Annotated in this window: 15 protein-coding genes; 9 read left to right on the top strand and 6 right to left on the bottom strand. The window is 58.4% G+C overall.

The window, feature by feature from the left end:
* Positions 1-81 precede the first annotated feature (81 nt).
* From GH784_RS11510 to GH784_RS11500, 3 genes are all read right to left on the bottom strand, one after another.
* Complete coding sequence (locus tag GH784_RS11510; RefSeq protein ID WP_004431913.1) at positions 82-390, bottom strand: hypothetical protein; 309 nt, start codon at positions 388-390, stop codon at positions 82-84.
* 50 nt (positions 391-440) lie between these two features.
* A complete protein-coding gene (locus tag GH784_RS11505) occupies positions 441-1,673 on the bottom strand; it encodes a hypothetical protein (protein WP_153793423.1) in 1,233 nt (410 codons plus the stop codon).
* A gap of 82 nt (positions 1,674-1,755) precedes the next feature.
* Entirely contained in the window at positions 1,756-2,382 is a 627-nt protein-coding gene (locus GH784_RS11500) for a ribonuclease D (RefSeq protein ID WP_004431923.1), read from the bottom strand.
* A gap of 182 nt (positions 2,383-2,564) precedes the next feature.
* Here GH784_RS11500 and GH784_RS11495 point away from each other — a divergent pair, with 182 nt between their 5' ends.
* The 8 genes from GH784_RS11495 (at position 2,565) to GH784_RS11455 (ending at position 11,060) form a co-directional block, all read left to right on the top strand.
* A complete protein-coding gene (locus tag GH784_RS11495; protein ID WP_025595211.1) occupies positions 2,565-3,179 on the top strand; it encodes a nucleoside 2-deoxyribosyltransferase in 615 nt (204 codons plus the stop codon).
* The gene (locus GH784_RS11490; protein WP_004431929.1) at positions 3,176-3,925 is read left to right on the top strand and encodes an SDR family oxidoreductase; all 750 of its coding nucleotides are present in this window, start codon (positions 3,176-3,178) and stop codon (positions 3,923-3,925) included. The genes GH784_RS11495 and GH784_RS11490 overlap by 4 nt, the downstream gene beginning before the upstream one ends.
* A gap of 555 nt (positions 3,926-4,480) precedes the next feature.
* Positions 4,481-5,668, top strand: a complete 1,188-nt coding sequence (locus tag GH784_RS11480) for a M24 family metallopeptidase (RefSeq protein ID WP_038494675.1) — start codon at positions 4,481-4,483, stop codon at positions 5,666-5,668.
* A 120-nt stretch (positions 5,669-5,788) separates the two neighbouring features.
* Complete coding sequence (locus tag GH784_RS11475; protein ID WP_004431933.1) at positions 5,789-7,393, top strand: ABC transporter substrate-binding protein; 1,605 nt, start codon at positions 5,789-5,791, stop codon at positions 7,391-7,393.
* A gap of 63 nt (positions 7,394-7,456) precedes the next feature.
* On the top strand, positions 7,457-8,464 hold the full coding sequence (locus GH784_RS11470; RefSeq protein WP_004431937.1) for an ABC transporter permease subunit: 1,008 nt from the start codon (positions 7,457-7,459) through the stop codon (positions 8,462-8,464).
* Entirely contained in the window at positions 8,461-9,375 is a 915-nt protein-coding gene (locus GH784_RS11465; RefSeq protein ID WP_004431940.1) for an ABC transporter permease subunit, read from the top strand. Before GH784_RS11470 ends, GH784_RS11465 begins: the two co-directional genes overlap by 4 nt.
* Positions 9,376-9,378: 3 nt before the next feature.
* Positions 9,379-10,218, top strand: a complete 840-nt coding sequence (locus GH784_RS11460) for an ABC transporter ATP-binding protein (protein WP_004431942.1) — start codon at positions 9,379-9,381, stop codon at positions 10,216-10,218.
* Positions 10,215-11,060 carry an ATP-binding cassette domain-containing protein gene (locus GH784_RS11455; RefSeq protein ID WP_004431943.1) on the top strand — a complete coding sequence of 282 codons (846 nt, stop codon included), beginning with the start codon at positions 10,215-10,217 and terminating at the stop codon, positions 11,058-11,060. Before GH784_RS11460 ends, GH784_RS11455 begins: the two co-directional genes overlap by 4 nt.
* Positions 11,061-11,148: 88 nt before the next feature.
* On the opposite strand, the gene GH784_RS11450 is transcribed toward GH784_RS11455, so the two are convergent.
* A complete protein-coding gene (locus GH784_RS11450; RefSeq protein ID WP_065702965.1) occupies positions 11,149-11,823 on the bottom strand; it encodes a GntR family transcriptional regulator in 675 nt (224 codons plus the stop codon).
* 283 nt (positions 11,824-12,106) lie between these two features.
* On the opposite strand from GH784_RS11450, the gene GH784_RS11445 reads away from it, so the two are divergent.
* Entirely contained in the window at positions 12,107-13,225 is a 1,119-nt protein-coding gene (locus GH784_RS11445) for a mandelate racemase/muconate lactonizing enzyme family protein (RefSeq protein WP_004431946.1), read from the top strand.
* Between the two features lie 145 nt (positions 13,226-13,370).
* Here GH784_RS11445 and GH784_RS11440 read toward each other — a convergent pair whose 3' ends face one another.
* Positions 13,371-14,393: an LLM class flavin-dependent oxidoreductase gene (locus GH784_RS11440; RefSeq protein ID WP_153793422.1), complete on the bottom strand. Its 1,023-nt coding sequence runs from the start codon at positions 14,391-14,393 to the stop codon at positions 13,371-13,373.
* A gap of 134 nt (positions 14,394-14,527) precedes the next feature.
* Positions 14,528-15,445, bottom strand: coding sequence for a LysR family transcriptional regulator (locus GH784_RS11435; protein ID WP_025595208.1), 918 nt, complete (start codon positions 15,443-15,445; stop codon positions 14,528-14,530).
* Positions 15,446-15,501: the final 56 nt, after the last annotated feature.

Raw genomic sequence — 15,501 nt, 5'->3', positions numbered from 1 at the left:
TGCACACAGAATCATCAACCCTGAGTCTGGGCCGTAGATATTAAGAATTCGCTAACCATAAAAATCGTGTCGATATGGCAATCAGGGAGAGACGCTGATGAACATGCGGTAAAGCCCGTTATCGTCGGAATTGACCGATGAAATATGGTCCGGTTCGCTATCCGCTGCCTCAAAGGCTTCCGGTGGCATCGCGTCGAGCCAGCTTGCCTTGGGAAAACCTCTCTCGGGGCGATTTTCCACGGGGGCGATGAGGTTGTCTTCCTCGCTTGCGGCAACGAAATTGTCGTCATTCGGCGCCAGCGGCGGAGCGGCGATGGAGAGCAGCGCTTGCGCCGCATTTGGTTCGGCATCGAGGCCGGCGCTGCCGGATATGCCGGAAATTTGAGACATGTTTGAACTCACATCATGTTTCGCTCAAGTGACTATCGGTAGCGGCGAGATCATGCCGCCTTCTTCTTCAGCAGTGCATAAATTCCATTGTCGTCTATCGAGATCGGCAAAATGGCGCTGCGGGCGTTATCGACGACTGCCTGAACATCAAGCAGTTTTTCGGCGTCGTCTTTCTGATCGGCTTCCGTCTTGGTTGCGGCGTCTGTCTCTGCGGGTTCGTTGTCATTTTCAGCCTGGGCCGTTTCGCTTGATGGCGTTGCCGCGAGCACGGAGATAAGGGCGATTTCCGATGAAATATCGACCGGGCCTTGCCCGTCAGTGCCTTGCGCTTTTTCTTCGGCGGCAGCGTCTATGTGTTCCTTCACGACGTCCTGAAGTTTTTGCACATCCTCCAGCTTGCCCTGTGCGTCTCGGGTCTGGATATCCTCTTCCCGCTCCGCCGCAACTTCGGCATCGTTGATTTCGCCCATGCGGTTTTTGCCGCGTTCGGCCTGCAATTCTTCCTTGGTTTTCGGATCGGCAACGTCTTCCAGGCGCTGGATGACCTTCATGGTTTCCCGTGTCATGAATTGGGTGCCCTGCGCCTGATCGTTCAGCGCATTCTTCACGGCGCGTGCCGCATCGCCAAATGGGTTTGCGATTGCGGCGATCATCTGCTGCGCGGAAATACCAAGTTCCTTGAGGCCAGTCGATTCTTCGAGATCATTGACATTTTTGGGTGCGGTGGCGCGCACTGCCATGATTGCTTTCGACATCTGCACGCCGAAATCTTCTTCCTTGCCGCTCAGGCCGGCATTTTGGGCAATGCGTGCGGCAAGTGCTGCCATGGGCGCGGTCTTGGCAGTTACGCCGTTATTCAGGACTTCCACGACCTGCGCTCCCGAAACGCCGAAGGATTTCAGCGAAATCGTCGTGGCTTTTCCTGCCGCATCGGTTTTTTCAAAGCCGTCGGTCAGGGTCAGCGCGTCCTGAAGCCTTTGTGCGAAAGCGGCGTTCGATTCATTGTTTTCCTGGGTGATGCCAAGCGCAGACGAGAAACGGGAGACAAGCGAGGCGAAGGCATCGCCATCAGGCTTCATGGCGCCGAACAGATAGGCGCTTATCTTTTCATTGGCAACGCGATGGCTTTGGTCCGGCTGCGGCTGGGTCTTTATCGTCTCGTCTTTTTTGGTACCGTTCGCTTTTTCCTGCTCTTCGCGATGGCGTTCCTCAATGGTTTCCACCATCGACCGCATGAGGTCGCTGACTGCAATGCTTGCCGTCTGCTGCAACGGTGTAATCATCTGGAAGTCCCCGGCCACCCAAAGTTGCGGCCGAGAATAGGCAGTTTCGGTAAATCAGTCCTTAAACGAAGCGTGAAACCGCTCAGCTATGGGCGAAGATATCCGTTTCGTCCCAGCCCAGAAGATCGAGCTTGGCACGGGTCGGCAGAAACGCGAAACAGGCATCGGCATGATCGAGGCGACCATCACGCACGAGGCGGTGTGTCAGCTTGTCGCGCAGCGCATGCAAATGCAGCACATCGGATGCAGCATATTCGAGCTGTGCGGGTGACAGTTTTTCTGCTGCCCAGTCGGACGATTGCTGCGCCTTGGAGATGTCGACCTCAAGCATTTCCTTCAGATTGTCCTTCAGCCCGTGCCGGTCGGTATAGGTGCGGGTCAGGCGGGAGGCGATCTTGGTGCAGAAAACCGGCGTCGTCGTCACACCGAACGTGTGGAACAGAACGGCGATATCGAAACGGCCATAGTGAAAAATCTTCTGCCGGGCAGGGTCTGCAAGCATATGGGTGAGGTTTGGAGCCTCCTTCTGGCCGGCGGCGATGCGGATGACATCCGCCGTACCGTCTCCAGGAGAAAGCTGAACGACACAGAGACGGTCGCGGCGTGGCACCAGCCCCAGTGTTTCCGTATCGATTGCGATGGCGCCAAGGTAGCGTGCGGCATCTGCGGCGGAAATATCGCCTTCGTGATAACGGATGGTTGCTGCCATTGTCTTGCTCCGGGAATGTCCAGTTCGTTGCTCCGGCTATAACGGAAAGACAGGTTTGACGATACCGTTTTGTAGGTCGCTCCGACGCGCCTTGGCGCATGTCCCCTTGGTACTTGCGTTTGCGAAAGTCTCCGGGTTAGGTTTGCGGAAATCCTGTTTCTCCAAATTGTATGAAATTTCCTATGACAAAGAAAATCTATCTCGCCGGGCCGGAGGTCTTCCTCCCGAATGCCCGTGAAATGCTCGACCTCAAGGCCTCGCTTGCACGCGAGGCCGGGTTTACGCCGCTTTCGCCGGGCGATTTGGAAATTCCGCCCGCGGACACGAAAATCGGCCACGGCTGCAACATCAATGCCATAGACGAGCGGATGATGCTGGAAGCGGATGCGGTCATCGCCAATCTCACGCCGTTTCGCGGCATCGCCGCCGATACGGGAACGAGCTACGAACTGGGGTTCATGTGCGCGCTGGGCAAGCCGGTTTTCGCCTACACCAATGTCGCGGCCAATCACTTCACTCGCATCAAGGCGCAATATAACGGTGTTGCCGCAATCGATGAAACAGGGCGCTATCGCGGCCCGGACGGTTTGTCGATCGAGAATTTCGACATGGTCGACAATCTCATGCTGCACGGCGGAATTTTGCGGCGTGGCGGCGTCGTCATCGTTGGCAACGCGACGGCAGAGGCCCTTTATACGGATCTCGAGGCGTATAAGCGCTGTCTGGCGGCCGCCGCTGAAAAATTACTGACACAGACTGATCCCGACAGAACGAATTTACTGGAGACATCATCATGAGCGGTACCATCCTCATCACCGGCGCCACGTCCGGCTTCGGACAGGCCACGGCGCGGCGCTTCGTCAAGGAAGGCTGGAAGGTCATTGGCACAGGTCGGCGGGCGGAACGGCTGGAGGCCCTGGCGCAAGAACTCGGCTCCGCCTTTCACGGCGCTGCCTTCGATGTTACCGACGAAGATGCCACTAAAAAGGCACTTGCGGCTTTGCCGGAAGGTTTCCGGGACATCGATATTCTCGTCAACAATGCGGGGCTTGCGCTCGGCACCGCACCTGCACCGCAGGTGCCGCTGAAAGACTGGCAGACCATGGTGAACACCAACATCACCGGTCTTTTGAACATCACCCACCATCTTTTGCCCACGTTGATCGACCGCAAGGGCATTGTCATCAACCTTTCCTCGGTAGCTGCGCACTGGCCCTATGCGGGCGGCAATGTCTATGCCGGAACGAAAGCCTTCCTGCGGCAATTCTCGCTAGGTCTGCGCTCCGACCTGCATGGCAAGGGCGTGCGCGTCACCTCGATCGAACCGGGCATGTGCGAAACGGAATTCACGCTTGTTCGCACCGGCGGCAATCAGGATGCCTCGGACAATCTTTACAAGGGCGTCAATCCGATCACGGCCGAGGATATCGCCAATACGATCCATTGGGTCGCCTCGCAGCCCAAACATATCAACATCAACAGCCTCGAACTCATGCCGGTCAACCAGTCCTTTGCCGGTTTTCAAGTGCATCGGGAAAGTTGATTTCCAACGTCTTCTGCGGGAGTGCTAAAAAACAAAGCAGGAATTTTCGAGCTATGCAAAAATGCAATGCTGCATTGCGAGACTTGCTCTGTTAAAAATCGCGGATACCGCTATATTCAAAACATCGAAGCGACGCACTCCTCCTCCCAGTGTCGCTCGATGCGGATCGGTGGTACTCCTCCTCCCAATCACCGATCAAGTTTGAAGCCTGCCGCACCTCCTCCCGCGGCAGGCTTTTTCCTTTTCTGGGCTTCTTTTTCCAATGCATCTTGCGGTGAGGTTTCTGCGCGCCGTCTGCGCCCGGATGACCGATACCCCGCTTTTCCCCTTAAGTTTTCGGGGGATTTCTGATTTTCCCGTCAAGGCGATGATTGTCGAAATCGGGCGCGTGTCGATCACGATTTCGTTATGTCTAGATGAATATGCACAGTTTTGTGGCGGTGCATCGTCCTGGCCCATTGCTTAGGCCCCGGCCTGTGTTTAAGCATTGGCAAAAGAACGCTTGGGAGTTGCCGACACGCTTGTGTCTGTGCGCCTGAAAGCGGCGGGGAGAGAATGGCAGACTTTCAAGAGGCGCTGAAGCGGTTTCAGCCGATCGCGGTTTCATCGATCGCTGAAGACGAGCTCGGGTTGCGGTTGCGCGGCCTGCAAGCGCAGCTAATCCAGCAAAATATCAAGGCGGTCTGGCTCGATGCATCATCGTCGCTGACCTATTATACTGGCCTGTCGCTTGGTCTTTCGGAGCGCATTCACGGCGCCCTGGTGCCGGCAGAAGGCAAGCCGGTCTATGTCAGTCCGGCATTTGAGGAGCCGAAACTACGGACGATGATCCGTATCGAGGGCGAAGTTGCCGTCTGGGAAGAGGATGAAAGTCCTTTTGACCTGATGGCAAAGCGCATCGAAGCGCTCGGCTGTCCCGGCCACCTTGTCGCGATCGATCCTGCCACTCCTTTCGTTTTCGCATCGGCCCTGATGCAGCGTCTGGAAGGCCGCATCATTTCCGCCCAGCCGATGATTGTCGCACAGCGGCAGGTCAAATCCGCAGCCGAGATTGCCATCATCCAGGCGGCGATGGATGCGAGCTACGGCGTGCAGAAGGCCGTGTTCGAGGGGCTGCGTCCCGGCATATCCACCACGGAAGTGGCTGACTTCGTTAACGCCGCACATGTTGCGCTTGGCATGAAGCCGCTTTTCGTGGCGGTTCAGTTCGGCGAGGCGACGGCTTATCCGCATGGCGTGCCCTATGCGCAGACGCTTGTTGACGGCGACATGGTGCTGGTCGATCTCGGCGGCATCCTTCATGGCTATCGTTCGGATATCACCCGCACCTATGTGTTCGGCCAGCCGACGGAACGGCAGCGTTTTCTCTGGAACGCCGAGCGGGACGCGCAGGCTGCTGCCTTTGACGCGGCCCGGGTCGGTGCTGCCTGCTCGGACGTGGACAAGGCCGCGCGCGACAGCCTGAAGGCGGCCGGTTTTGGGCCGGATTATCAGGTTCCGGGTCTACCGCATCGCACCGGCCATGGGCTTGGGCTGGATATTCACGAAGAACCCTATATCGTTGCAGGAAATGCCACGGCACTTCAGCCGGGAATGTGCTTTTCCATCGAGCCGATGCTGTGCGTTTATGGGGAATGCGGCGTCCGTCTCGAGGATATAGCTTATATGACGGAGGCGGGACCACGCTGGTTCTGCCCGCCGGAAAAGAACCTCGACCGGCTGTTCCAGCCGGTCGCCGGGTAATTGGTCGGGAGGCACAGGACCGAACGGCGACACGGGGCTCCGCGTCGTCGCTGACCAGGACAGGTAGGCCCCTTAAAACGGGGTCGCATAAACTCAGAAAAAGAGGGAAAGGACCACCAGATGAAAACGCTGACCCGCAGTTTGCTTATAGCCTCTGCGCTTGCGATGGCTTCCGCCGTGCCCGCCATGGCGAAGACCTTCGTTTATTGCTCCGAGGCATCTCCGGAAGGCTTCGATCCTTCGCCTTACACCGCCGGCGGCACCTTCGATGCCTCCGCGCATCCGGTCTACAACCGTCTGACCGAGTTCAAGAAGGGCACGACCGAAGTTGAGCCAGGCCTTGCCGAAAAGTGGGAAGTTTCGAGCGATGGCCTCGAATACACGTTCCACCTGCGCAAGGGCGTAAAGTGGCACTCCAACGAGAAGTTCACGCCAAGCCGCGATTTCAACGCCGATGATGTGATCTTCAGCTACAACCGCCAGGGTGACACAAAGAACCCGTGGAACCAGTATATCGCAGGCATCACCTACGAATATTACAACTCCATGGAAATGCCGTCGCTGATCAAGGAAATCGTCAAGGTTGACGATTACACCGTGAAGTTCGTGCTGACCCGTCCTGAAGCTCCGTTCCTTGCCAATATCGCGATGCCTTTCGCTTCGATCGTTTCGAAGGAATATGCTGATACGCTTGATAAGGCCGGCACCAAGGAAGACTTCAACAACCTGCCGATCGGCACCGGCCCGTTCAAGTTCGTCGCCTATCAGAAGGACGCGGTCATCCGCTACCAGAAGAACGCCGACTACTGGGGCGAAGCTCCGAAGATCGACGATCTGATCTTCGCGATCACGCCGGACGCTGCCGTTCGTCTGCAGAAGCTGAAGGCTGGCGAATGCCACCTTATGCCTTATCCGGCCCCGGCCGACCTCGCCACCATTCGTGCCGATTCCAACCTCAAGCTCGATGAACAGCCGGGCCTGAACGTTGCCTACTTCGCCTACAACACCACTGTTGCACCTTTCGACAAGCCGGAAGTCCGCAAGGCGCTGAACATGGCGATGAACAAGCAGGCCATCATCGACGCCGTATTCCAGGGTGCCGGCACGGTTGCCAAGAACCCGATCCCGCCGACGATGTGGTCCTACAACGACAGCATCAAGGACGATCCTTACGATCCGGAAGCTGCCAAGAAGGCTCTCGAAGCCGCTGGCGTCAAGGATCTGACGATGAAGATCTGGGCGATGCCGGTTCAGCGTCCATACATGCCGAATGCCCGCCGCACCGCCGAGCTGATCCAGTCGGATTTCGCGAAGGTTGGCGTCAAGGCCGAGATCGTCTCCTTCGAATGGGGTGAATACCTCAAGAAGTCGACTGAAGTGAACCGCGACGGTGCCGTCATCCTCGGCTGGACCGGCGACAACGGTGACCCTGATAACTTCATGGGCGTTCTGCTTTCCTGCGCTGCAACCGGCGAAGGCGGTGCAAACCGTGCTCAGTGGTGCAATAAGGAGTTCTCCGAACTGCTTTCCAAGGCAAAGCAGACCACTGACGTTGCCGAGCGCACAAAGCTCTATGAGCAGGCGCAGGTGATCTTCAAGGAACAGGCTCCGTGGGCGACGCTTGCGCACTCCACGCAGTTCGTTCCGATGTCCGCCAAGGTTTCCGGCTTCACCATGAGCCCGCTTGGCGACTTCACCTTCGAATCCGTCGATATCGCTGAGTAATCCCAAACAACAGGACGCGCGGAAGAACTCAGGTTCTTTCGCGCGTCTTTTCAGGAAAAAACCATGATCCGGTTCATTTTCGGCAAACTTCTCTATCTCGTTCCGACATTTCTCGGGATTACCATCGTTGCCTTTGCCTTCGTTCGCGTCCTGCCGGGCGATCCCGTGCTGTTGATGGCGGGTGAGCGCGGCATTTCGCCCGAGCGGCATGCACAACTTGCCGAACAGCTCGGCTTCAGCCAGCCTATCTGGCAGCAATATCTCCATTTTCTGGGGCGGCTGCTTCAGGGTGATCTCGGCAATTCGCTGGTCACCAAGAAACCCGTTCTGACCGAGTTCCTGGCGCTCTTTCCCGCGACAGTCGAGCTTGGCCTCGTCGCCATCATCCTCGCCACACTGATCGGTGTGCCGGTCGGCGTCATCGCCGCCATCCGCCGTGGCTCGTGGTTCGACCAGATCTCCATGACGACGGCGCTGGTTGGCTTCTCCATGCCTATCTTCTGGTGGGGCCTGCTGCTCATCATCATGTTCTCCGGCATCCTGCAATGGACACCGGTGTCGGGCCGTATCTCGTTGATGTATTTCTTCCCTTCCGTCACCGGTTTCATGCTGATCGACAGCCTGATTTCAGGGCAGAAGGGTGCTTTCGCTTCGGCTCTGTCACATCTCATCCTGCCTTCGGTGGTGCTTGCCACCATCCCGCTTGCAGTTATTGCCCGCCAGACACGGTCGGCAATGCTCGAAGTCCTCGGTGAGGATTATGTGCGGACAGCGCGTGCAAAGGGCATGTCGCCGTCCCGTGTCGTCGGCGTTCACGCATTGCGCAACGCCATGATCCCGGTCATCACCACCATCGGCCTGCAGATCGGTGTGCTGATGGCGGGTGCAATCCTGACCGAAACCATCTTCTCCTGGCCGGGCATCGGCAAGTGGATGATCGATTCCATCTCGCGCCGCGACTATCCGGTCGTGCAGAGCGGCCTGCTTCTGATCGCGGGTCTGGTGATGATCGTCAACCTGCTTGTCGATCTCACCTATGGCCTCATCAATCCAAGGATCCGTCACAAATGAGCGATGTGACCACAGCTCCCGGCGTCAGGCTTTCCGACGCCGCCATCCGCCGCCGGATGATCGCCGATTTCTGGTTCTACTTCCGCCAGAACCGTGGCGCCGTCGTCGGCCTTGCCGTCTTCCTTCTTCTGGTTCTGATCGCGGTTTTCGCAGCCGTGATTGCCCCGCATGACCCGACCCAGCAATATAGAGACGCGTTGCTCGTCCCGCCGGTCTGGCAGGATGGAGGCCGTACCGCATTCCTGCTCGGCACCGACGCTGTCGGCCGCGACATGCTGTCCCGACTGATCTATGGCGCGCAATATTCGCTGTTCATCGGCGTCGTCGTTGTTTCCATCGCCCTTGTCGGCGGCATTGTCATCGGTCTCGTCGCCGGCTTCTTCGGCGGCTGGGTGGACACTGTCATCATGCGCGTGATGGACGTCATCCTGGCGTTTCCATCGCTGCTTCTGGCACTGGTGCTGGTTGCGATCCTGGGTCCGGGGTTGACCAACGCCATGATCGCGATTGCCATCGTCTATCAGCCGCATTTCGCGCGTCTGACGCGTGCAGCTGTCATGAGCGAGCTTCGGCGTGAATATGTCACCGCCGCCCGTGTGGCGGGTGCCGGCAATTTCCGGCTGATGTTCAAGACGATTTTGCCGAACTGCCTTGCACCTTTGATCGTGCAGGCGACGCTCTCCTTCTCATCTGCCGTTCTCGATGCGGCGGCTCTCGGCTTCCTCGGCATGGGCGCGCAGCCGCCCGCATCCGAATGGGGCACGATGCTGGCCGAAGCCCGCGAGTTCATCCTGCGCGCCTGGTGGGTCGTTACCCTTCCCGGCCTGACGATTCTCGTATCGGTGCTCGCCATCAACCTGATGGGTGACGGGCTGCGCGATGCGCTCGATCCCAAACTGAAGCGGAGCTAAGCGATGAGCCTGCTGAAAATCAAGAACCTCACCGTCAAGTTCGCCACCGCCACCGGCGCGTTCACGGCCGTCAACGGCATCGACGTCTCCGTGGACAAGCATGAGGTGCTGGCCATCGTCGGCGAGTCCGGTTCCGGCAAGTCGGTATCCATGCTCGCCGTCATGGGGCTTTTGCCCGATACGGCGACGATCACCGCCGACGAGATGATCTTCGATGGTATAAACCTGCTGGCCATGTCGCCGCAGGAGCGCCGCAAGCTGATCGGCCGTGAGATCACCATGATCTTCCAGGAGCCAGTTGCGTCGCTCAACCCGTCCTTTACGGTCGGTTTCCAGATCGAGGAGGTGCTGCGCCTCAATCTCGGCATGGGCCGGTCTGCGGCGCGTGCACGCGCACTGGAGCTGTTCCGGTCCGTCGGTATTCCCGATCCGGAAACCAAGCTCAATGCCTATCCGCACCAGATGTCCGGCGGTCAATGCCAGCGTGTGATGATCGCCATCGCCATCGCTTCCAAACCGCGTCTCTTGATCGCCGACGAGCCGACCACCGCGCTCGACGTGACGATCCAGAAACAGATCCTCGATCTGTTGATGGATCTGCAGGAAGAATACGGCATGGCGCTGATCCTCATCACCCATGACATGGGTGTCGTGGCCGAAACAGCAGACCGCGTGGTCGTGCAATATAAGGGCCGCAAGATGGAGGAAGCGGATGTGCTGAGCCTGTTTGAGGCCCCGCAACATCCCTATACCAAGGCATTGCTTTCCGCGCTGCCGGAACATGCGACCGGCGACCGCCTGCCCACGGTTTCCGACTTCTTCGGCAAGGAGGGCGTTCAATGAGCATCGTTGTCGAAGGCAAGGGCATTACCCGCCATTATCACGTTCCGGGCGGCCTGTTCGGCGGAGCAAAGACCGTGCAGGCGCTGAAAGGCATCGATTTTGCCGTCGAGCGCGGCAAGACGCTCGCCATCGTCGGCGAGTCCGGTTCCGGCAAATCGACGCTTGCGCGCATCATCGCGCTGATCGACCCGGCATCCGGTGGCGAGCTGAAGATCGACGGCCAGCCGGTCGATATCGCAAAGCGCCGTCCCGGCACGGACATGCGCTCCAAGGTGCAGATGGTGTTCCAGAACCCCTATGGTAGCCTCAATCCGCGCCAGAAGGTTGGCGACGTGTTGATGGAGCCGCTTGTCATCAACACCAAAATGCCGGCGTCCGAGCGTCGTGAGCGGGCTGAAGCCATGCTCGTGAAGGTTGGACTGGGTCCCGAACACTTCAACCGATATCCGCACATGTTTTCTGGCGGCCAACGGCAGCGCATCGCGATTGCGCGGGCGCTGATGCTCAACCCCGCACTTCTGGTGCTGGACGAGCCTGTCTCGGCACTCGATCTTTCAGTGCAGGCGCAGGTGCTAAACCTGCTGAGAGATCTCCAGGAAGAGTTCGAGCTGACCTACGTCTTCGTCAGCCACGACCTTTCCGTCGTTCGCTATATCGCCGATGACGTCATGGTTATCTCGAAGGGTGTAGCCGTGGAGCAGGGCACGCGCGAGGAACTATTTGCCGATCCGAAGCACGCCTATACACGCCAGCTTTTTGCCGCCACTCCGGTAACGGATGTAGACGCCATCCGCGCCCGCGTGGAGCGCCGCAAGGCGGCACGGCAGGCTGCGACTGCTTGAGATCGACGATTGACCGATGAATAAGTGGAACAGGCCGGATTTCCGGCCTGTTGTTTTTTCAGGACTTCAAAAGATTGCGGGGGTACGCTCAGGCGCCGGCCTCTCTCAGCAGACGCACCTGCCGCAGCGTATTCTGCCGGCTACGCTCCAGATGGCGCCATAGGGCGTCGATAATCTGGGCCTTGCTGCGGGCGGCTATGGCGTCGGCAATGTTCTGGTGTTCCTCGACAGAGCGGGCGTAGTCGCCAATGATCGATACGAAAACCGTGTGGGTCTGGTCGAGAATGCGCCCATGCGTGCCGGAAATGACCGGAATGCGCGCGGCCGAAACAAGGGCCGTGTGGAAGCTGCGATCGTGAAACAGCGCTTTGGAGAGATCGTCCAGCGTCGCGCTCGTGGCAAATTCACGGTGTTTCGCAAGGCTTTCCAGAAGCTGCGCATGCAAGGCTTCGTCCAGCTGCCCGGCATCGAAGGCCACTTCCACAGCGCCTTTTTCCAGCAGCATTCTGGCGGCGTAGAGTTCTTCCACATCCTCCACGGTAAAATCGCGCACCACCATGCCGCGCCTTGAGGAATTGACCACCAGCCCGTCTGCCTCGAGTTTCAGGCATGCTTCCTTGACCGGCGTGGGGCTGATGCCGAGATCGGCGGCAAGTTCGTTGGGCAACAGCCGTTCGCCGCCGCGCAATCTGCCGCTGACGATGCGCGCCCGCAGTTCCTGATGCGCTTGGTCGGCGAGCGTGACTTTGATCAGTGTGTTCATGGCAACACCATCACCTAACCGCGAGTGACAGGCAATGACAGAATATAAAAAATAAAAAATTTTTTATTTTACAATGGTCGATTTTGCTTTAGCTGTATCCGTCATCGGAAGCTGGCTGCTGGAGGAGGGTGGCCGGGCAATCCCCTGAGGCTTCATCTCCTGCGGTCATTGATCGCGGGGCCGTGGCGACATTCCACTGGTTGATCGGTAGAGCTTCGATCAGAACGGAACTTCCGTTTATTCCTCCCCAAAGGCTGCTCAAGCGTCGAGGAATTGACCGATCATGAAAATAACCGCTGTCGAACCTTTCATCCTGCATCTGCCGCTGACATCGGAATCCATTTCCGATTCCACCCACAGCATCACCCATTGGGGCGTCGTCGGCGCAAAAATTACGACGAGTGACGGCCTTGAGGGATACGGCTTCACCGGCACCCATGCGCATCTGCCGTCCGACCGGTTGATCACATCCTGCATCAGCGATTGCTATGCGCCTCTGCTGATCGGCGAGGATGCATCCGAACATTCGCGGCTGTGGACAAAACTTGCCCGTTATCCGTCCCTGCAATGGGTCGGCCGCGCGGGCATCACCCATCTGGCGCTGGCTGCGGTCGATGTGGCGCTCTGGGATCTGAAGGCGAAGAAGGCGGGCGTTCCACTCTGGCAATACCTCGGCGGCGCGCACACCACAGGGGTCGAAGCTTACAATACCGATATAGGCTGGCTTTCCTTCAATCTCGAAAATCTGCTGGCGGGCAGCGCCAGGGCAGTTGAAGAGGAAGGTTTTACCCGCCTGAAAATCAAGGTCGGGCACGATGATCCGAATATTGATATCGGACGCCTCGCGGCGGTGCGCAAGCGTCTCGGCTCCGCGATACGCATCGCTATCGATGGCAACGGCAAGTGGGATCTGCCGACATGCCAGCGCTTCTGCGCGGCGGCAAAGGATCTGGATATCTATTGGTTCGAAGAACCGCTCTGGTACGACGATGTGACCAGCCACGCGCGGCTGGCACGCAACACATCCATTCCCATCGCTCTCGGAGAGCAGCTTTATACGGTGGATGCGTTCCGGTCATTCATCGACGCGGGCGCTGTTGCCTATGTCCAGCCGGATGTAACCCGGCTTGGCGGCATCACCGAATATATCCAGGTCGCTGACCTCGCGCTCGCCAATCGCCTGCCTGTCGTTCCGCATGCCGGTGAGATGAGTCAGGTGCATGTGCATCTGAGTTACTGGCATCCGGCATCGACCATCCTCGAATATATTCCGTGGATCAAGGACCATTTCGAAGAGCCGATCCATGTTCGCGATGGTGTTTACAAGCGCCCGGAGCATCCCGGCGCCAGCACCACGCCTTTGGCCGAAAGCATCGCCCGCTACGGCAAAGCGGTGAAATGAAACAGAGGCGTTCAGCCCGGATTGCATCCGGCCACGGGGCTTCGGCGTCGTCAAAGGAATCGTGCGCTATCGAAGACTTGATCGCACCGTCACCCAGAATCTAATCCGGGGTGACGGTGTGGGCTTGATGCAGGTTTTGCCAGACTTAGCGCCAGCCGAGTGCAGGAGCCACCTGTTTGAGGATCGTCTCGATAACATGGGCGTTGTAGTCGACGCCCAGCTGGTTCGGCACGGTCAGCAACAGTGTGTCGGCCTCGGCGATAGCTTCGTCGGCTTTTAGCTGCTCGATCAATGCTTCCGGTTCGGCGGCGTAGCTGCGCCCGAAGATCGCGCGCGTCTTGTCGTCGATGTAACCGATCTTGTCGTCACCCTCGCTGCCGTAACCGAAATAGGATCGGTCGCGATCGCTGACGAGAGCGAAGATGCTGCGGCTGACAGACACGCGAGGCTCGCGGGCGTGTCCAGCCTCTTTCCATGCGGCGCGGTAAGCACGGATCTGTTCGGCCTGCTGCACATGGAAGGGTTCGCCGGTCTCATCCGTTTTCAGGGTGGAGCTTTGAAGGTTCATGCCAAGCTTTGCCGCCCAAACCGCCGTCGCATTGGAGCTGGAACCCCACCAGATGCGCTCGCGCAACCCTTCGGAGTGCGGCTCCAGCCGCAGCAGGCCGGGCGGGTTGGGAAACATCGGCCGAGGGTTCGGCTCGGCGAAACCTTCGCCCTTCAGAAGCTCGAGGAAGACTTCGGTGTGCTGGCGCGCCATGTCCTCCTCGGTCTGGCCCTCGGCAGGGCGGTAGCCGAAATAGCGCCAGCCGTCGATCACCTGTTCGGGAGAACCGCGACTGATGCCGAGTTGCAGGCGTCCGCCGGCGATGAGATCGGCTGAACTCGCATCCTCCACCATGTAAAAGGGGTTCTCATAACGCATGTCGATGACGCCGGTGCCGATCTCGATACTTTTCGTTCTTGCGCCAACGGCGGCAAGCAGCGGAAAAGGTGATCCCAACTGGCGGGCGAAGTGGTGGACACGGAAATAAGCGCCGTCGGCGCCGAATTCTTCCGCAGCAACGGCCAGGTCTATCGATTGCACCAGGGTGTCTGCAGCAGAGCGGGTCTGCGACTGGGGCGAGGGCGTCCAGTGTCCGAAGGATAGAAATCCGATCTTTTTCATGATGACCTTCCAAATGTTTAGGATGCAGCTGACTTGAGCCGGCATCGTTGTTGTCAGTCATATAGGCTGCAGTGCGGATTCTCCAATCCGCCACGCGTAGACACGGTGTCGCCGAAATGTGAACGACGGTTGTTTCAGGCGATCGTCTTGCGGTCGAGGATGAAGAGATTTTGGTGGGCGCGCGCCGTCGTGAGAATGAAATCCATCAGCGAGCGCACGCGCGGCACATTGGCAAGGTCCTGATGGCTTGTCAGCCAGTAACCCCGCCGCAGTTCCACTTCACCTGCCAGCACCATCTGCAGGTCCGGAAAGCGTGCGGCGATGAAGTTGGGCAATATGCAAAGGCCACGTCCGCTCAGCGTTGCAGTCAACTGCGCAAAAATGCTTGATGACTGGAAGTTGGGTCGGAGGCCGGGCATCACGTCGCGCATGTAATCGAGGCCCGGCGAGAAGATCAGATCCTGCACGTAACCGATAAAGAAATGATCGGGCAAATCTTCGCGCCGCGTGATTTTCGGGTGGCTGGCAAGATAGGAACGCGATGCGTAGATATGCAGCGTGTAATCGACGATCTGTTCGTTGATGTAGGGGCCTGCTTTCGGCGGATCGAGTGTGACCGCCACATCCGCTTCTTTCTTCGACAATGCCATGATCTGCTGGATCGTAACCATCTCCACCATGATGTGCGGATGGGTGACGGCGAAGTCTTTCAGCCTTTCCACGAAGAAAAAGTTGGAAAAACCTTCAGGCGCACTGAGCCTGACCACGCCGCGCAGCAGGCTGCCGCTTTCGGAAATATCCGATTGCAATCTTTCCGCTTCCGCCTCGATGCGCTCGACGGTATCGACCAGGCGCCGCCCGACCGTCGTCAGTTCGTAACCACGTGGATTTCGCTCGAACAGCTTGGTTTTAAGCGAGAATTCCAGCCGGTCGATGTGGCGGGAGACGGTGGCGTGGCTGGTGCGCAGGCTACGCGCTGCCGATGAAAGTTGTCCGGTGCGGGCCACCGCCAGAAAATATTGCAGGTCGTCCCAGGTAAAAGGCGTGGCCAATTCGGTCTCCATTGCGAGGTCTGTTCAAAAATGAACAGTTCCTGTTCGCAATTTGA

Source organism: Agrobacterium tumefaciens, from assembly GCF_009649785.1.
Taxonomy (GTDB): Bacteria; Pseudomonadota; Alphaproteobacteria; order Rhizobiales; family Rhizobiaceae; genus Agrobacterium; species Agrobacterium tumefaciens.
The sequence above is the reverse complement of the archived record's forward strand: the minus strand, read 5'-3'. Positions and strand labels throughout refer to the sequence as shown.